The following is an 18,467-nucleotide window of genomic DNA, read 5'->3' as shown; positions in this document are numbered from 1 at the left end:
AGGAGCCGAAAAGACCATGCCAAAACGTACAGACATAAAAAGCATCCTGATCCTTGGCGCTGGCCCAATTGTCATCGGCCAGGCCTGTGAATTTGACTACTCCGGCGCGCAGGCGTGTAAAGCTCTGCGTGAAGAGGGTTGCCGCGTTATCCTGGTCAACTCTAACCCGGCGACCATCATGACCGACCCGGAAATGGCCGATGCGACCTACATCGAGCCAATTCACTGGGAAGTGGTGCGTAAAATCATTGAGAAAGAGCGTCCGGACGCGGTGCTGCCGACCATGGGCGGCCAGACGGCGCTGAACTGTGCGCTGGAGCTGGAGCGTCAGGGCGTGCTGGAAGAGTTCGGCGTGACCATGATTGGTGCAACCGCCGACGCGATTGATAAAGCAGAAGACCGCCGCCGCTTCGACGTGGCGATGAAAAAAATCGGCCTCGACACCGCGCGTTCCGGCATCGCGCACAACATGGAAGAAGCGCTGGCCGTTGCGGCTGAAGTTGGCTATCCGTGCATCATCCGTCCTTCCTTTACCATGGGCGGCACCGGCGGCGGTATCGCCTACAACCGCGAAGAGTTCGAAGAGATTTGCGAGCGCGGGCTGGATCTCTCCCCAACCAAAGAGCTGCTGATTGATGAATCGCTGATTGGCTGGAAAGAGTACGAGATGGAGGTGGTGCGTGATAAAAACGACAACTGCATCATCGTCTGCTCCATCGAAAACTTCGATGCGATGGGGATCCACACCGGCGACTCCATCACCGTTGCGCCAGCGCAAACGCTGACCGACAAAGAGTATCAAATCATGCGTAACGCCTCGATGGCGGTACTGCGTGAAATCGGCGTAGAAACCGGTGGCTCTAACGTGCAGTTCTCGGTGAACCCGAAAACCGGCCGTCTGATTGTTATCGAAATGAACCCGCGCGTGTCCCGCTCCTCCGCGCTGGCCTCCAAAGCGACCGGCTTCCCGATTGCGAAAGTGGCGGCGAAACTGGCGGTCGGTTACACCCTCGACGAGCTGATGAACGACATCACCGGTGGCCGCACGCCTGCGTCCTTCGAACCGTCCATCGACTACGTTGTGACCAAAATTCCACGCTTCAACTTCGAGAAGTTCGCAGGCGCGAACGACCGTCTGACCACCCAGATGAAGTCCGTGGGTGAAGTCATGGCGATTGGCCGCACGCAGCAGGAATCCCTGCAGAAAGCGCTGCGCGGCCTCGAAGTGGGCGCGACCGGCTTCGATCCGAAAGTCAGCCTGGACGACCCGGAAGCGCTGACCAAAATTCGCCGCGAGCTGAAAGACGCGGGCGCAGAGCGTATCTGGTACATCGCCGATGCCTTCCGCGCGGGTCTGTCCGTCGACGGCGTATTCAACCTGACCAACATCGACCGCTGGTTCCTGGTGCAGATTGAAGAGCTGGTGCGTCTGGAAGAGAAAGTCGCGGAGCTGGGCATCAACGGCCTGGACGCTGACTTCCTGCGCGTTCTGAAGCGTAAAGGCTTCGCCGACGCGCGTCTGGCTAAGCTGGCGGGCGTGCGTGAAGCGGAAATCCGCAAGCTGCGCGACCAGTATGACCTGCACCCGGTTTACAAGCGCGTGGATACCTGTGCGGCTGAGTTCTCCACCGACACCGCCTACATGTACTCCACCTATGAAGAAGAGTGCGAAGCGAACCCTTCCGTCGACCGCGACAAGATTATGGTGCTGGGCGGCGGTCCAAACCGTATCGGCCAGGGCATTGAGTTCGACTACTGCTGCGTACACGCCTCGCTGGCGCTGCGCGAAGACGGTTACGAGACCATTATGGTCAACTGTAACCCGGAAACCGTATCTACCGACTACGACACGTCTGACCGCCTCTACTTCGAGCCGGTAACCCTGGAAGACGTGCTGGAAATCGTGCGCATCGAGAAGCCGAAAGGCGTTATCGTGCAGTACGGCGGCCAGACTCCGCTGAAGCTGGCGCGCGCGCTGGAAGCGGCAGGCGTGCCGGTTATCGGTACCAGCCCGGATGCCATTGACCGTGCGGAAGACCGCGAGCGTTTCCAGCAGGCGGTTGACCGTCTGAAGCTGAAGCAGCCGGCGAACGCCACCGTAACGGCCATTGAAATGGCCGTTGAGAAGGCGAAAGAGATTGGTTACCCGCTGGTGGTACGTCCTTCCTACGTGCTGGGCGGCCGCGCGATGGAAATTGTCTATGACGAAGCCGACCTGCGCCGCTACTTCCAGACGGCGGTAAGCGTCTCCAACGATGCGCCGGTTCTGCTTGACCGTTTCCTCGACGACGCGGTTGAAGTGGACGTTGACGCCATCTGCGACGGCGAAATGGTGCTGATTGGCGGCATCATGGAGCATATCGAGCAGGCGGGCGTTCACTCCGGTGACTCTGCATGTTCTCTGCCAGCGTACACCCTGAGCCAGGAAATTCAGGACGTGATGCGCCAGCAGGTGCAGAAGCTGGCCTTTGAGCTGCAGGTTCGTGGTCTGATGAACGTCCAGTTTGCGGTGAAAGATAACGAAGTCTACCTGATCGAAGTGAACCCGCGCGCGGCGCGTACCGTTCCGTTCGTCTCCAAAGCAACCGGCATTCCGCTGGCCAAGGTGGCGGCGCGCGTGATGGCGGGCCAGACGCTGGCTCAGCAGGGCGTGACCAAAGAAATCATCCCGCCGTACTACTCGGTGAAAGAAGTGGTGCTGCCGTTCAACAAATTCCCGGGCGTTGACCCGCTGCTGGGGCCAGAAATGCGCTCTACCGGGGAAGTGATGGGCGTAGGCCGCACCTTCGCAGAAGCGTTCGCCAAGGCGCAGCTGGGCAGTAGCTCCACCATGAGAAAATCGGGCCGTGCGCTGCTCTCCGTTCGCGAAGGCGATAAAGAGCGCGTGGTTGACCTGGCCGCCAAGCTGCTGAAACAGGGCTTCGAGCTGGATGCAACCCACGGTACGGCGATTGTGCTGGGCGAAGCGGGAATCAACCCGCGTCTGGTTAACAAGGTGCATGAAGGTCGTCCGCACATTCAGGACCGCATCAAGAATGGCGAATACACCTACATCATCAACACCACCGCGGGCCGCCAGGCGATTGAAGACTCCAAGCTGATTCGCCGCAGCGCGCTGCAGTACAAAGTGCATTACGACACCACCCTGAACGGCGGTTTCGCAACGGCCATGGCGCTGAATGCGGATGCCACCGAGAAGGTCATTTCGGTGCAGGAAATGCACGCCCAGATTAACAAGTAAGACAAATTGCCCGGCACCGTTCGGTTGCCGGGCTCTGTTTCCATCTTCGGAACCTTCTGGTTTTTCATCCGCTTTCAGTCAGTTAGCCTAAAATGGTTAGGTCGATAACGAAATTCAACTGAGAGCAGGGGAAAACACCATGCAAAATAAACTACTGATCGCTTCCGTTCTGGCTGCCACTGCAATGTTCACCGTAGCGGGCTGTTCGTCCAACCAGGCCGTCAAAACTACCGATGGCAAAACCATTGTCACTGACGGGAAGCCGCAGGTGGATGACGATACCGGTCTGGTGTCGTACAAAAACGCCGAAACGGGCCAAACTGAGCAGATTAACCGTGACCAGGTTAAATCCATGGGTGAGCTGGATAACTAAAAAAAAGCAGTGGCGAATGCCACTGCTTTTTTGCTTCATGCTGACAGATTACCAGCGGTGGTTTAACAGGATATGACCGCCGTAAGCGGCGTAGCTGTTTTCACCCCACTCGCCGCTGGCGCGCAGGGAGATGGTCGTCGTTTCGTTCAGGTTGCCGGTGACGCCAAGCTCTAACTGGCCGCGATCTTCCGGCGTATCGTTGCTGACGGTCTCGCCGTTAAACGCAAGGTCGTTCTGACCCGCACCTTTCAGCCAGTTAACCGCCACGTATGGCTGCCACGCCTTAACGTCCTTCTGCTGGAAGTAGCTGGATTTAACACCCAGACGACCAAAGATGCTGTCATTGTCCAGCGTGGTTACGCGTACGCCGTCACGATCGGTGTGATTTTCCTGATCGAGATAGCTGTAGATCACCTGTGCCTGCGGCTCGATCTTCCAGGTACGTTCGTTTTCAGACGGGATAATCCACGCGTGGCCGACCTCAACAGACGCGGCAAAACCTTCGCTGTTGTAGTCTTCATCGTTGCGGTTGCTGGTCACTTTGTTGTTGTACCAGCTGTAGGCGGCCCAGGTATCAATGTAGCTGCCCAGACGTAACTTCTGATCTTCCTGCCAGGTGGCGTAGAGCCCAACGTTGAAGCCATCGACCTTACCCTGTGCGTCACGCACGTTGTGTTTCGCATCCGAGTGGGTCTTCGCCTGGCCTGCACCGAACATGCCGCCGGCATGCAGGATACCGCTATCCATTGGCTTGCTCAGGAAATCGCTGCCGACTTGCAGAACGGTGGTCGTGGTGTCGTAGCTGACTTTGTCGCCACCGGCATCGTTCTCGTGATAGCGACCCTTAACGTACATCCAGGTGTTCAGATCGTCTTCATTGCGGAAGGTAAGCTGGTCGCGATCGTCGCGCTTATGCAGGAACATGCTCTGTGCGGCAAGGTAGTTGCCTAAGTAAGCCCCTACTTCAGGCGCCATCACTTCCGGGGCATTGCTGCCGCCGTTGTCGGTATTGTCGCCATCTGCATTGCCGCCACCGTCAGCATTACCTCCATCATCGGTATTGCCACCGCCGTCTGTGTTTCCACCATCGTCGGTATTGCCGCCGCCATCAGCGTTGCCGCCATCATCAGTATTTCCGCCGTCATCGGTATTATCGCCGCCGTCGGAAGGCTCATCAGAAGGTGTCGCCTTTGATTCCAGGTACCAGTTGCCGTCGTCGTGCTGATAAAGGTTGTATTCATAAGCGCCGGCAACAACCGGTGCTGCCAGGGTCAGCTGGGCTTCGGAGCTGCCGCCTACGCTTACAATTTCCATACCGTTAACGGTTTGCGCGCCTTCGCCACCAATATTGGTAATGCGTACGCCGGACTGACCGAAGCTGCTGCCGGTAATGGTGAGGTGGTCGGTTGGCGCATCATCTTTACCCACAGTGCTGTTCATCACAATCTGGCTGCCGTCAGAACCGGTGTAGTCGCCGTTAATCGTGAAATCATTACCAACGCTACGATCGTCCGCGCTGAGCAGCAGCGTGCCGCCGTTCGTCACGTTGCCGTTCACCGTATCAAATCCGGCATCCCTTAGCGTCGTGTTACCCGCAATCGCATTCCACGCTGCCAGCGTACCGCCGGTAAGAACGGCGACGTTGTTGTTAACTTCGCCTGCGGTAGCAAAGGTTGCACCGTTTTCCACGGTGACGGTGGCGTTGCTGCCTTTGACGCCGAGCGTTGCTCCGGCGGAGACCAGCGTGGTGCCGCCGTGCAGGACCGTATTTCCTGTGTAGCTGTTGTTACCCGTCAGCGTCAGGGTGTTGGAATCCGCTTTCTCTACGTTACCGCTGCCGGTCATGCTGGTGGCAAAGGAGAAATCGCTGCCCTGATTGAAAATGACGGTACCGTTGTTTTCCAGACCACCGCTAAGGCTGGCGGTATTTTTACCATCGCCTAATCGTAACGTGCTGTCGTTTGCAACCAGGGTATTACCGCTATTAGAGACGGTACCCGCTAGCGTTAAATCACCGCTATTCACTTGCAGAGAATCATCGGTGCCGATAATGTCGAGATCGCCCGTAAGCGTCCAGTTCTCACCGTTCATTTTGACGCTGGCAAAGCCCTCGCCTTCATTCAGCCCAACGAAGTTACTGTCTTCCGTACCGGTGCCGATCAGGGTCAGGGTGTTCCCTGTTGAATTTGTGGAAATAACGTCACCGACCAGGGAGGAGCCAGTATTAAGAACAAGGGTGTTATTTTTACTACTTGCAAACAGTACTGCTGTATTGCCGCCGCCGATAAAACTGCTATTGGTTATATCTACTTTTGCATTATCCGTTACATGGATGCCGTTCTGAGCGCCCTGCACGTCACCAGTATTAATGACTTTAGTATTGCCATCACTCAAGGCTATTCCATCGCCACCTGTACCAGTGATTGTACCCGCATTATTAATGGCTACGCCTGTAAGTGCATTAAGTCCCGTTTTACCTTTAATAATCCCAGAGGCACTGTTGGTGATATTTACTGCGGAGGAATTTTCGCTAACTAAAATACCATTCTCAAAAGCAGTTATTTTGCCACTGTTGTTAATTTCCCCCTGCATGGATTCAATATTAACGGCAGTGCCCGTTGTGGAGGTGATTGTGGCACCTTCCTCGTTATTCACTTCAACATGCTGTGCGCCAGTATTAATATCGAGTCCATTTCCGGTACCGGAAATATTCCCCTGGTTAGTGGCTTTGGTGACAGTAAAACCTGATACGGTCACGGCCGCTTCACTACCGGCGGAGGAAATTGTGACGTCTTTATTGATAACGTATTCAGCATCGTCTGAAAAGGTTTGCGGAACAGACGTTGATTGTTCAATAGTTGCAGAAAACGCAACTGCTGGGGTGCATATCAACAAGGCAGGAAATAGCTTCCCAAGACTTTGGGTTGTATTATTTAATGTGAAGAATTTGTTGCTCATGTACACATCCATTTGAGTGAGAAGGAACATCAGGTAACGTGGGTGAAAATGTATATTGACCGCGTTAAAGAGTGAGCTCAAAAAACAGAGCATAAAATTATTAATTTTTCAAGGGTTTATGTACAGGTTGATTTGTTAAATAATGAGTTAAGACAATCTAAAAATATCGGTTAATTATATGAGTTATTGTTTTTATTTTATGGGGTGAATTTATTTAGTCCGTCGTTTTTTACTTTCGCGCCAGCAAAATGGCATGGCGGCGTCGATTGCCAAAAATTGCGTTTTGCTTTAAGGCGCTCGTTAACCCCTTTCAGTCGGGAAGGTAACTGTCTACACTCACTGCTACAAGAATAGAAGAAGACAGGCCCATTCATGATTCTAATAATTTACGCGCATCCTTATCCGCACCATTCGCATGCGAATAAACGGATGCTTGAACAGGTAAGGACGCTTGATAACGTAGAGATACGTTCCCTCTATCAACTTTATCCCGACTTTAATATCGATGTCGCCGCCGAACAGGAGGCGCTCTCCCGTGCCGATCTGATTATCTGGCAGCATCCCATGCAGTGGTACAGCGTGCCCCCGCTCCTGAAGCTGTGGATCGATAAAGTCTTTTCTCACGGCTGGGCGTATGGTCATAACGGCAATGCGCTAAAAGGGAAAAGCCTGATGTGGGCGGTCACTACCGGCGGTGGTGAAAGCCATTTTTCTATCGGCGCGTTTCCGGGGTTTGACGTGCTGGCACAGCCGCTACAGGCGACGGCCCTCTACTGTGGCCTGAACTGGCTCCCGCCTTTTGCCATGCACTGCACGTTTGTCTGCGACGATGAAACGCTCCAGGCGCAGGCTCGACATTATAAACAACGCTTACTTGAATGGCAGGAGACGCATCATGGATAGCCATACGCTAATACAGGCGCTGATTTACCTCGGCGCGGCGGCGCTGATTGTGCCCGTGGCGGTACGCCTGGGGCTGGGCTCGGTTCTCGGCTATCTGATTGCTGGCTGCGTCATCGGGCCGTGGGGTTTTCGTCTGGTCACGGATGCAGAAGCGATTCTCCATTTCGCTGAAATTGGCGTTGTGCTGATGCTGTTCGTGATTGGCCTGGAGCTCGATCCGCAGCGCCTGTGGAAACTGCGCGCCTCGGTATTTGGAGGCGGTGCTCTGCAAATGTTGGCCTGCGGTCTGCTGCTCGGCGGGTCCTGCATTCTGCTGGGCATGGAGTGGAAAGTCGCGGAGCTTATCGGCATGACGCTGGCGCTCTCCTCAACGGCGATTGCCATGCAGGCAATGAACGAGCGTAACCTGACGGTGACGCAAATGGGCCGTAGCGCCTTCTCCGTGCTGCTGTTCCAGGATATTGCCGCAATCCCGCTGGTGGCGATGATCCCGCTGCTGGCAGCCAGCGGCGCCTCGACGACGATGGGGGCGTTTGCCCTTTCGGCGCTGAAGGTGGTCGGCGCGCTGGCGCTGGTTATTCTGCTGGGGCGTTACGTAACGCGGCCGCTGCTGCGCTTTGTGGCGCGCTCCGGCCTGCGCGAGGTGTTCAGCGCCGTGGCGTTATTCCTGGTGTTTGGCTTTGGCCTGCTGCTGGAAGAGGCCGGGCTGTCGATGGCGATGGGGGCCTTCCTCGCCGGGGTGTTGCTGGCTAGCTCCGAATACCGGCATGCGCTGGAAAGCGATATTGAGCCGTTTAAAGGGCTGCTGCTGGGGCTATTTTTCATCGGCGTCGGGATGTCGATCGACTTCGGTACGCTGGTGACGCATCCCCTGCGGATCGTCATTCTGCTGGTGGGCTTCCTGGTCATAAAGATGGGTATGCTGTGGCTTATTGCTCGCCCGTTGAACGTGCCAAAGCCGCAGCGCCGCTGGTTTGCCGTGCTGCTGGGGCAGGGGAGTGAATTTGCGTTCGTGGTCTTTGGTGCCGCGCAGATGGCCAACGTGCTCGATCCGGAATGGGCAAAAGCGCTGACGCTGGCGGTTGCGCTGTCGATGGCCGCAACGCCGGTCCTGCTGGTCCTGCTGACGCGTCTGGAAAAAACCGGCAGCGAACAGGAGCGCGAAGTCGATGAGATCGACGAGGAGCAGCCGCGCGTGATTGTCGCGGGCTTCGGCCGCTTCGGACAGATTACCGGCCGTTTACTGCTCTCCAGCGGTGTGAAAATGGTTATCCTCGATCACGATCCCGACCATGTTGATACGCTGCGTAAATTCGACATGAAGGTCTTTTACGGCGATGCGACCCGCGTCGACCTGCTCGAGTCGGCGGGGGCGGCGAAGGCTGAAGTGCTGATTAACGCCATCGACGATCCGCAGGCCAGCATGCAGCTGGTAGAGCTTGTCAAAGAGCACTTCCCGCATCTGACGATCATCTCGCGCGCGCGCGATGTGGATCATTACATCCAGCTGCGCCAGGCAGGGGTGGCCGCGCCAGAGCGTGAAACCTTCGAAGGTGCGCTCAAGTCTGGCCGCATGGCGCTGGAAAGCCTGGGGCTTGGCGCGTATGAAGCGCGTGAACGTGCCGATCTGTTCCGTCGTTTTAATACTGACATGGTGGAAGAGATGGTGGCGATGGCCAGCAGTACGGCATCCGAGCGTGCGGCGGTGTTCAAGCGCACCAGCACCATGCTGACGGAAATTATTAACGAGGATCGTAATCACCTGTCGCTGGTACAGCGTCACGGCTGGCAAGGGACGGAAGAGGGCAAGCATACCGGCGATCCTGCCGATGAACCGGAGAGTAAACCGTCTGCGTGAAGAGGAGTTGCCAGCAATATTAAAAAATTTCTGATTCTTTACCCTGCCGCCAGTCGACGAAAGATTAAGCTTTCCGTATAGTGGCGGCAATTTTTTGCATCCGGGAAATTTTCAATGATCAGTCTGATTGCAGCGCTGGCGGTAGACCGCGTTATCGGTATGGAAAACGCCATGCCGTGGAACCTGCCTGCCGATCTCGCATGGTTTAAACGTACTACGTTAAACAAGCCGGTAGTGATGGGCCGCCTGACCTGGGAGTCGATTGGTCGTCCATTGCCGGGCCGTAAGAATATCGTTATCAGTAGCCAGGCGGGCACTGACGATCGCGTTCAGTGGGTTAAGTCCGTTGATGAAGCGATTGCCGCCTGCGGTGATGCCGAAGAGATCATGGTGATTGGCGGCGGACGCGTGTATGAGCAGTTCCTGCCGAAAGCGCAGAAGCTGTATCTGACCCATATTGATGCCGAAGTGGAAGGGGATACCCATTTCCCGGATTACGATCCGGACGAGTGGGAATCCGTGTTCAGCGAATTTCACGACGCGGATGCGCAGAACTCACACAGCTACTGCTTCGAAATTCTGGAGCGTCGTTAAGCGATAGTTCCCCTCACCCCTGGCTGGGGTGAGGGGAAGCGGATTATTCAGGAGGCAACGGCCTCGCCTTCTCCCAGATCCAGCTGTCGGTTGGACGGCTGCACAAAATAACGTTTATCTTCCCAGCGTAAGCAGGTTAGATCCCCTCCCCAGCAGCATCCGGTGTCCAGCGCATATATATTTTCCGGCGTACCTTTCCCCTCCAGCGATGCCCAGTGCCCGAACACAATACTGTATTCATCAGCCACGGGGCCCGGGATGGCAAACCACGGCTTAAGCGGCGCAGGCGCATTTTCCGGCGTGTCTTTGCAATACATATCCAGCTGTCCGTTCGGGAAACAGTAGCGCATCCGCGTAAACGCGTTGGTGATAAAACGCAGCCGCGCCAGACCGCTGAGATCCTCGCTCCAGTTGTTCGGCATATCGCCGTACATGGCATCAAGGAAGAACGGGTAGGAGTCGCTCGCCAGAACCGCTTCAGCGTCGCGCGCGCAGATTTTTGCCGTCTCAAGATCCCACTGAGGCGTGATGCCGGCATGGGCCATCACCAGCTTTTTCTCTTCATCAATCTGGAGCAGCGGCTGGCGGCGCAGCCAGTTAAGCAATTCGTCCGCATCCGGCGCCTCCAGCAGAGGGGTAACGCGATCTTTCGGCTTATTGCGGCTGATCCCGGCGTAAACGGCAAGCAGATGAAGATCGTGGTTACCCAGCACCAGCCGCACGCTGTCGCCCAGAGATTTAACATAGCGAAGGACGTCGAGGGAGCCGGGGCCGCGTGCCACTAAATCGCCCGTTAACCAGAGCGTGTCCTGCGCCGGGGTAAAGTCGACCTGCTTTAATAATGCGATCAGTTCATCGTAGCAACCGTGAACGTCGCCAATCAGATATGTAGCCATTAGATTAATGAATAAGTGTAGGAACGGCGAGACGGAACACAGGAATGGCAATGCGGAAGGCATTACCGTCGGCATCGACCATTTCGTAATGGCCCTGCATGGTACCCAGCGGCGTCTCAATCACCGCGCCGCTGGTGTACTGATACTCTTCGCCAGGGGCGATATGAGGTTGTTCACCGACCACACCTTCGCCCTGGACTTCAATTTCACGGCCATTGCCGTTGGTGATAAGCCAGTAGCGCCCGAGCAGCTGCACAGGCATCCGCCCCAGATTGCGAATGGTTACGGTATAAGCAAAGACAAAACGTTCTTCATCCGGTGTGGATTGGGACTCAATGTAGACGCTTTGAACCTGAACACAGACGCGGGGCGAATCAATCATGGCTTAGCTCTCCTTCGGCGGCGCATTGTCGCTGATGTAATTAGCCAGCTTGCAGTACTGCTCTACGGAAATGTTCTCCGCTCGCATTGCCGGGTCGATGCCCAACTCAGCTAACACTTCAACGGTAAACAGATTGCCAAGGCTGTTACGAATCGTTTTCCGGCGCTGGTTAAAGGCTTCCGTGGTGATGCGGCTCAGCACGCGCAGGTCTTTCACCGGGTACGGCATCGTTTTATGCGGCACCAGGCGCACAACCGCAGAATCCACTTTTGGTGGTGGCGTAAACGCGGAAGGCGGTACTTCTAATACCGGGATCACGTTGCAGTAATACTGCGCCATCACGCTTAAACGACCATACGCTTTACTGTTCGGGCCTGCAACCAGACGGTTAACGACCTCTTTTTGCAACATGAAGTGCATGTCGGCAATGGCATCAGTATAGCTAAACAGATGGAACATCAGCGGGGTGGAGATATTGTACGGCAGGTTACCGAACACGCGCAGCGGCTGGCCCATTTTTTCTGACAGTTCGCCAAAGTTCATGGTCATCGCATCTTGCTGATAGATCGTCAGCTTTGGCCCCAGGAATGGGTGCGTTTGCAGACGCGCGGCCAGATCGCGGTCGAGTTCGATAACGGTCAGTTCGTCCAGACGTTCGCCTACCGGCTCGGTCAGCGCGGCAAGACCCGGGCCGATTTCGACCATGGCCTGGCCTTTCTGCGGATTAATGGCAGAGACGATACTGTCGATCACAAACTGATCGTTTAAAAAGTTTTGCCCGAAGCGTTTACGGGCTAAGTGGCCCTGATGGACTCGATTAGTCATTGAGTATTAACAATCATTTTGATGGCGAGATTAAGCGCCGTAATAAAACTGCCGACATCCGCTTTTCCCCGGCCTGCCAGATCCAGCGCAGTACCGTGGTCAACGGACGTTCGAATAAAGGGTAAACCGAGGGTGATGTTCACACCGCGGCCAAAGCCCTGGTATTTTAGCACGGGCAGGCCCTGATCGTGGTACATCGCGAGCACGGCGTCGGCATTATCCAGGTATTTGGGCTGGAAAAGGGTGTCGGCAGGCAGTGGCCCGCTGAGGTTCATTCCCTTCGCCCGCATTTCCTCGAGCACCGGAATGATGGTGTCGATCTCTTCGGTTCCCATATGTCCGCCTTCGCCCGCGTGCGGATTCAGGCCGCAGACGAGGACATGGGGCTGCGGGATGCCGAATTTGGTTTGCAAATCGTGATGCAAAATCCCAATAATTTCGCGCAGAAGTTCAGGCGTAATGGCGTCCGGAATCGCTTTGATGGGCAGGTGAGTCGTCACCAGGGCTACGCGCATTTCTTCGGTTGCCAGCATCATCACCACTTTCGGGCTGTGCGAGCGCTCTTCGAAAAATTCGGTATGCCCGGTAAACGGAATGCCCGCGTCGTTGATAACCCCTTTGTGCACCGGTCCGGTGATCAGAGCGGCAAATTCACCGTTCAGACAGCCGTCACAGGCGCGCGCCAGCGTCTCGACAACGTAGTGGCCGTTTCCAGGGTTTAACTCACCGGGAACAGCCGGGGCGCGAAGCGGAACCGAAAGCAGGGTGAGGGTACCCGCCTGCTGCGGTGCAGGCTGTTGGCCTTCGACGTAGGGGATAAGCGTTAAGGGCAGACCGAGCAACGTTGCCCGGTCCTGTAACAGTGCTGCATCGGCGCAGACAACCAGCTCTACCGGCCAGCTGCGCTGGGCAAGCTGGACGACAAGGTCAGGCCCAATCCCGGCGGGTTCGCCGGGGGTGATCGCCACACGATGCGGTTTCATCAGTTGCTCAGCACTTTCACATAAGCGCTGGCGCGCTGTTCCTGCATCCAGGTTGCCGCTTCTTCAGAGAACTTACGGTTAAACAGCATGCGATAAGCGCGGTCTTTCTGCGCCGCATCGGTTTTATCCACGTTGCGGGTATCCATCAGTTCAATCAGATGCCAGCCGAAGGAGGAGTGCACAGGGGCGCTCATCTGGCCTTTATTCAGCTTCATCAACGCGTCGCGGAAAGCCGGATCGTAAATGTCGGCAGCCGCCCAACCGAGATCGCCGCCCTGGTTAGCTGAGCCAGGATCCTGGGAGAACTCTTTTGCCGCCTTGTCAAAGCTGGTTTTACCGCTCCTGATGTCAGCTGCAATCTGCTCCAGCTTCGCACGGGCCTGATCGTCAGTCATGATCGGCGATGGCTTAAGCAGGATATGACGTGCGTGAACTTCGGTGACGGAAATGCTCTGGCTCTGGCCGCGCAGGTCGTTCACCTTCAGGATGTGGAAGCCAACACCGGAACGGATTGGACCGACGATGTCGCCTTTCTTCGCCGTGCTCAGCGCCTGAGCAAACAGGGATGGCAGCTCCTGAATGCGGCCCCAGCCCATCTGGCCGCCTTTCAGCGCCTGCTGGTCAGCAGAATACGTGATTGCCAGCTTACCGAAGTCATCACCGTTGCGCGCCTGCTCCACGATAGCGCGCGCCTGGCTTTCCGCCTCAGCAGCCTGATCGGAGGTTGGGTTTTCCGGCAGCGGGATCAGAATGTGGCTCAGGTTCAGCTCGGTGCTGGCGTCGTTCTGATTACCCACCTGTTTTGCCAGCGCATCCACTTCCTGAGGCAGGATGGTGACGCGGCGGCGAACTTCGTTGTTACGCACTTCGGAAATCAGCATCTCTTTGCGGATCTGATTACGGTAAGTGGCGTAGCTGATGCCGTCATAGGCCAGGCGGCTACGCATCTGATCCAGGGTAATGTTGTTCTGCTTAGCAATGTTTGCAATCGCCTGATCGAGCTGCTCGTCAGAGATCTTCACGCCCATTTTTTGGCCCATCTGCAGGACAATCTGATCCATGATCAGACGTTCCAGGATCTGGTGGCGCAGCGTAGCGTCATCCGGAAGTTGCTGACCTGCTTCACCCGAGTTGAGCTTTACAGATTTCATCAAACCGTCAACGTCACTTTCAAGCACGACGCCGTTGTTAACCACGGCCGCGACTTTATCGACAACCTGTGGGGCCGCGAAGCTGGTATTCGCAACCATAGCGACACCGAGTAGCAGCGTTTTCCAGTTCTTCATACTTTTTCCATTTCAATTAACCGCAAAGCGGATTACGTTTTAAATCAAGCACATTACAAGGAACTGCGATATGGCAGAATGTTCGAGCGCAGCATCTGCTGCGTGCCCAGACCGTAGTTAGAACTCAGGCCGCGCAGCTCGATGTTAAAGCCAATCACGTTATCGTATTTGCCCTGACTGTTTTGTGTATCCCAGCCGTTAAGTTTGCGTTCGTAACCGACACGTACTGCGTAACAGCAGGAGTTATATTGCAGACCTAACATCTGGTCAGCAGGTTTTTGGGCATTCGTGTCATAGTAGTAGGCTCCGACGATTGACCAACGATCGGCAATCGGCCAGCTTGCGGCGGTACCTACCTGTGAAATACCTTCCTTATACTGAGGCGCATTCCAGGTTGTATCTCTACTGTTTTTAGGTAATGTCGCCTGGATATACTCTGGGCTGGCGTAACGATACGTCAACTGAATCATACGATCTTCATCACGACGGTACTCGATAGCGGCACTGCTCGTCGCGATATTGTCCAGTCGCGTATCGTACTGAACCCCACCACGCAGACCCCAGCGATCCGTCATGCGCCAGTAGGTATCGCCCGCCCAAACCAGTGAACCCGTTTTGTTGTCTTTCTCCCAGTTTATGTCGTCATCACCGGTACGAGACTCGGTGAAATAGTAGATTTGACCAACAGAAACGTTAAAACGTTCAACGGCAGCATCATCATAAACGCGGGTTGTGACGCCGGTCGTCAACTGGTTAGCAGATGCAATACGGTCAAGCCCGCCGTAGGTACGGTCGCGGAACAGGCCGCTGTAGTCAGACTGGAGGAAGGACGAGTCGTAGTTTTGAATTTTGCTCTGATCGCGATAAGGCACGTACAGGTACTGCATGCGCGGCTCAAGCGTCTGGGTGTATCCGTCCGCGAGAAGGCCCATATCACGTTCGAAGATCAGCTTACCGTCCATCTTGAATTGCGGAAGCGTACGGTTTACCGATTCTTCAAGATTGGTCTTATTTTGTTTGTTATACCAGTCCAGATTTTTCTGCTGGTAATGGGTTGCCATCAGCTTGGCTTCGGTATTCAGGCTCGCCCAGTCGTTTGACCATGGCAGGTTGATCGTCGGCTCAATATGCAGACGCGTTGATTCCGGCATATCCGAGTTGGTGTTGACGAAATGCACCGCCTGAGCGTAAACGCGCGTGTCGAAAGGCCCGACGTCGTTCTGGTACCAGTTCACGTCCAGCTGCGGCTCAGCACCATAGGTACTACGCGATTGTGTATCAAACACCTGGAACTGCTTGGTCGACACCGTCGCGTCAAAGTTCTGAATGGCGTAGCCCACGCTGAATTTCTGCGTGGCGTATCCATCGGTACTGGAACCGTATTTAGAGTCAAAGTCGTTGAAGTAATACGGATCGCTGACTTTGGTGTAGTCAATGTTGAAGCGCCACACCTGATTCAGCACCCCGGCGTGCTGCCAGTAATACATCCAGCGGTGTTTATCGCCTTCGGTTGGGTGCTCGTCCTGGAACACTTTATCGGATGGCAGATAATCGAACTCCATCAGACCCGCGCCCGCTTTGGTCAGATAGCGGAACTCGTTCTCCCACATGATATTGCCGCGCTTGTGGATATAGTGCGGCGTGATCGTGGCGTCCATGTTGGGCGCGATGTTCCAGTAGTGCGGCAGGTAGAACTCAAAGTAGTTCGACGTGCTGTACTTCGCGTTCGGGATCAGGAAGCCTGAACGACGTTTGTCACCCACGGGAAGCTGCAGGTAAGGGCTATAGAAAATGGGGACCGGGCCGAGTTTAAAACGGGCGTTCCAGATCTCAGCGACCTGTTCCTCACGGTCGTGGATCACTTCGCTCCCCACCACGCTCCAGGTATTTGACCCAGGCAAACAGGAGGTGAACGAGCCGTTTTCAAGAATGGTGTAGCGGTTTTCACCACGCTGCTTCATCAGGTCTGCGGTACCGCGCCCCTGACGACCTACCATCTGGTAATCACCTTCCCAGACGTTGGTATCTTTTGTATTCAGATTTGACCAGGCTTTCGGACCTTTCAGGATGACCTGATTGTCGTCATAGTGCACATTACCCAGCGCATCCACCGTACGAACGGGCGCCTGAGCACCTTCAGGTTGCTTCTGGTGCAGTTGCACTTCGTCAGCCTGCAGTCGGCTGTTTCCCTGGTTAATATCGACATTGCCCGTAAAGGTCGCATTGTCTGGATAATTACCTTTCGCGCTGTCGGCATTAATGGTGACGGGTAAGTCATTCGTATCGCCTTTCACCAGTGGGCGATTGTAACTTGGAACGCCAAGCATACACTGCGAGGCGAGATCGGCTGCGAGCCCCTGTTGGCTATACAGGGCGGTGCCAATCATAGTGGCCAGAAGGGTGGGGATACGTTTTTTCATACGTTGTATTTTATTGTTCCGTCATCAGTGGCTACGGCTTACAAACGCTCAGAGACTATCTTACTCATCAGCGCAGTACCAGCGTTAATCCTGCCCGTTTGCGCGCCAGAGTGTTAGGCTCGCTATCGAATGACGAGTATGATAATGCAAATTATAGGCGATGTCCCTCAATTGACCGTGGCGCGACCACTGTAATGATGGCGTTGCGTCGGCCAGGAACATGACCATTCGGGGAGTATATGCAGTATTGGGGTAAAATAATCGGCGTTGCGTTCGCAATTATTATGGGTGCCGGATTCTGGGGCGTCGTTCTTGGCCTCATTATCGGCCATATGTTTGATAAAGCACGCAGCCGCAAAATGGCCTGGTTTGCCAACCAGCGCGAGCGCCAGTCACTCTTTTTCTCCACCACCTTTGAGGTGATGGGGCACTTAACCAAATCGAAAGGACGCGTAACGGAGGCCGATATTCAGGTTGCCAGCGTCTTTATGGATCGCATGAACCTGCACGGCGAATCACGCGTGGCCGCGCAGAATGCGTTCAGGATTGGGAAATCGGATAACTATCCGCTGCGTGAAAAAATGCGCCAGTTCCGTAGCATCTGTTTCGGGCGTTTTGATTTAATTCGGATGTTTCTGGAAATTCAAATCCAGGCAGCCTTTGCGGACGGCTCTCTGCATCCGAATGAACGGGACGTCCTGTACGTCATTGCCGAAGAGCTGGGCATATCCCGCATGCAGTTCGACCAGTTCCTGCGCATGATGCAGGGCGGCGCGCACTTTGGCGGTGGATATCAGCAGCACTCCTCCGGCGGCGGCTGGCAGCAGGCGCAGCGTGGTCCCACGCTGGAAGATGCCTGTAACGTGCTCGGCGTGAAGCCGTCTGACGATGTCACGACCATCAAACGCGCCTATCGTAAACTGATGAGCGAGCACCATCCGGACAAGCTGGTGGCGAAAGGCTTACCGCCAGAGATGATGGAGATGGCGAAACAGAAAGCGCAGGAAATCCAGAAAGCCTACGAGCTGATTAAAGAGCAAAAAGGTTTTAAATAAAAAAAATGGCCCGACATCGTCGGGCCATTTTTTCAGAAGTCTACCGGGGCTTTAAACGTCATCGCGTTGCCAAACGCGGGGTGGGAGATGGTGAGCGTCTGCGCATGCAGCTGCAGGCGCGGCGCGAGGGCCAGCGCTTCCGGCGGCGCATAGAATCTGTCGCCCAGAATAGGGTGTCCCATCGCCAGCATATGCACGCGCAGCTGGTGGGAGCGCCCGGTAATCGGCTTCAGGAGAACGCGCGCGGTGTTATCCGGCACGTACTCCAGCACTTCATACTCGGTTTGTGCGGCCTTGCCGGTTTCATAACACACCTTCTGCTTAGGCCGGTTCGGCCAGTCGCAAATCAGCGGCAAATCCACCAGCCCTTCCGCCTGCGCCGGATGTCCCCACACGCGGGCAACATACTGCTTTTTCGGTTCGCGCTCGCGGAACTGGCGTTTCAGCTCGCATTCCGCCGGCTTATTCAGAGCCACCACAATCACGCCGCTGGTCGCCATATCCAGGCGATGGACGGACTCGGCCTGCGGATAATCACGCTGGATACGCGTCATCACGCTGTCTTTATGCTCATCCAGGCGCCCGGGCACGGACAACAGGCCGCTCGGCTTGTTGACCACCATAATGTGCTCATCCTGATAGAGAATGACCAGCCAGGGATCCGTCGGGGGATTGTAGGGCTCCATTACCATC

At 55.5% G+C, this 18,467-nt stretch carries 15 protein-coding genes; 7 read left to right on the top strand and 8 right to left on the bottom strand.

Annotation, left to right across the window (positions count from 1 at the left end):
- Nucleotides 1–16: 16 nt before the first annotated feature.
- Both carB and HWQ14_RS01245 read left to right on the top strand, forming a co-directional pair.
- Nucleotides 17–3,241 (top strand): carbamoyl-phosphate synthase large subunit, encoded by a 3,225-nt coding sequence (gene carB / locus HWQ14_RS01250; protein ID WP_176608733.1) that lies wholly within the window; start codon nucleotides 17–19, stop codon nucleotides 3,239–3,241.
- A 139-nt stretch (nucleotides 3,242–3,380) separates the two neighbouring features.
- Nucleotides 3,381–3,614: a YgdI/YgdR family lipoprotein gene (locus tag HWQ14_RS01245; RefSeq protein WP_003856439.1), complete on the top strand. Its 234-nt coding sequence runs from the start codon at nucleotides 3,381–3,383 to the stop codon at nucleotides 3,612–3,614.
- A 48-nt stretch (nucleotides 3,615–3,662) separates the two neighbouring features.
- On the opposite strand, the gene HWQ14_RS01240 is transcribed toward HWQ14_RS01245, so the two are convergent.
- Complete coding sequence (locus tag HWQ14_RS01240) at nucleotides 3,663–6,008, bottom strand: autotransporter outer membrane beta-barrel domain-containing protein (RefSeq protein ID WP_245166430.1); 2,346 nt, start codon at nucleotides 6,006–6,008, stop codon at nucleotides 3,663–3,665.
- On the opposite strand from HWQ14_RS01240, the gene HWQ14_RS23175 reads away from it, so the two are divergent.
- From HWQ14_RS23175 to folA, 4 genes are all read left to right on the top strand, one after another.
- On the top strand, nucleotides 5,983–6,588 hold the full coding sequence (locus tag HWQ14_RS23175; RefSeq protein WP_245166429.1) for a hypothetical protein: 606 nt from the start codon (nucleotides 5,983–5,985) through the stop codon (nucleotides 6,586–6,588). The two genes, HWQ14_RS01240 and HWQ14_RS23175, sit on opposite strands and share 26 nt — an antisense overlap.
- A 356-nt stretch (nucleotides 6,589–6,944) precedes the next feature.
- Complete coding sequence (kefF, locus tag HWQ14_RS01235; RefSeq protein ID WP_148420046.1) at nucleotides 6,945–7,475, top strand: glutathione-regulated potassium-efflux system oxidoreductase KefF; 531 nt, start codon at nucleotides 6,945–6,947, stop codon at nucleotides 7,473–7,475.
- Nucleotides 7,468–9,333, top strand: a complete 1,866-nt coding sequence (kefC, locus tag HWQ14_RS01230; protein ID WP_176608731.1) for a glutathione-regulated potassium-efflux system protein KefC — start codon at nucleotides 7,468–7,470, stop codon at nucleotides 9,331–9,333. The genes kefF and kefC overlap by 8 nt, the downstream gene beginning before the upstream one ends.
- A 114-nt stretch (nucleotides 9,334–9,447) precedes the next feature.
- A complete protein-coding gene (folA, locus tag HWQ14_RS01225; protein ID WP_148420048.1) occupies nucleotides 9,448–9,927 on the top strand; it encodes a type 3 dihydrofolate reductase in 480 nt (159 codons plus the stop codon).
- A 47-nt stretch (nucleotides 9,928–9,974) separates the two neighbouring features.
- Here the strand turns inward: folA and apaH are convergent, their stop codons facing one another.
- From apaH to lptD, 6 genes are read right to left on the bottom strand one after another with little or no spacing between them, the layout of a single operon-like run.
- On the bottom strand, nucleotides 9,975–10,823 hold the full coding sequence (gene apaH, locus HWQ14_RS01220; RefSeq protein ID WP_176608730.1) for a bis(5'-nucleosyl)-tetraphosphatase (symmetrical) ApaH: 849 nt from the start codon (nucleotides 10,821–10,823) through the stop codon (nucleotides 9,975–9,977).
- 4 nt (nucleotides 10,824–10,827) lie between these two features.
- Complete coding sequence (gene apaG / locus HWQ14_RS01215) at nucleotides 10,828–11,205, bottom strand: Co2+/Mg2+ efflux protein ApaG (RefSeq protein WP_003856425.1); 378 nt, start codon at nucleotides 11,203–11,205, stop codon at nucleotides 10,828–10,830.
- A 3-nt stretch (nucleotides 11,206–11,208) separates the two neighbouring features.
- The gene (rsmA, locus tag HWQ14_RS01210) at nucleotides 11,209–12,030 is read right to left on the bottom strand and encodes a 16S rRNA (adenine(1518)-N(6)/adenine(1519)-N(6))-dimethyltransferase RsmA (RefSeq protein WP_148420050.1); all 822 of its coding nucleotides are present in this window, start codon (nucleotides 12,028–12,030) and stop codon (nucleotides 11,209–11,211) included.
- A complete protein-coding gene (pdxA, locus tag HWQ14_RS01205; RefSeq protein WP_411696688.1) occupies nucleotides 12,027–13,013 on the bottom strand; it encodes a 4-hydroxythreonine-4-phosphate dehydrogenase PdxA in 987 nt (328 codons plus the stop codon). Before pdxA ends, rsmA begins: the two co-directional genes overlap by 4 nt.
- Entirely contained in the window at nucleotides 13,013–14,299 is a 1,287-nt protein-coding gene (surA, locus tag HWQ14_RS01200; protein ID WP_148420052.1) for a peptidylprolyl isomerase SurA, read from the bottom strand. Before surA ends, pdxA begins: the two co-directional genes overlap by 1 nt.
- 53 nt (nucleotides 14,300–14,352) lie before the next feature.
- Nucleotides 14,353–16,719 (bottom strand): LPS assembly protein LptD, encoded by a 2,367-nt coding sequence (gene lptD, locus HWQ14_RS01195; protein ID WP_176608729.1) that lies wholly within the window; start codon nucleotides 16,717–16,719, stop codon nucleotides 14,353–14,355.
- Between the two features lie 239 nt (nucleotides 16,720–16,958).
- Between lptD and djlA the strand changes: the two genes are divergently transcribed.
- Nucleotides 16,959–17,774: a co-chaperone DjlA gene (djlA, locus tag HWQ14_RS01190; RefSeq protein ID WP_176608728.1), complete on the top strand. Its 816-nt coding sequence runs from the start codon at nucleotides 16,959–16,961 to the stop codon at nucleotides 17,772–17,774.
- A gap of 32 nt (nucleotides 17,775–17,806) precedes the next feature.
- Here djlA and rluA read toward each other — a convergent pair whose 3' ends face one another.
- Nucleotides 17,807–18,466, bottom strand: coding sequence for a bifunctional tRNA pseudouridine(32) synthase/23S rRNA pseudouridine(746) synthase RluA (gene rluA, locus HWQ14_RS01185; protein WP_176608727.1), 660 nt, complete (start codon nucleotides 18,464–18,466; stop codon nucleotides 17,807–17,809).
- Nucleotide 18,467: the final 1 nt, after the last annotated feature.

This window comes from Enterobacter cloacae, from assembly GCF_013375935.1.
Lineage (GTDB): Bacteria > Pseudomonadota > Gammaproteobacteria > Enterobacterales > Enterobacteriaceae > Enterobacter > Enterobacter pasteurii.
This window is presented reverse-complemented; position numbering and strand designations above follow the sequence as displayed.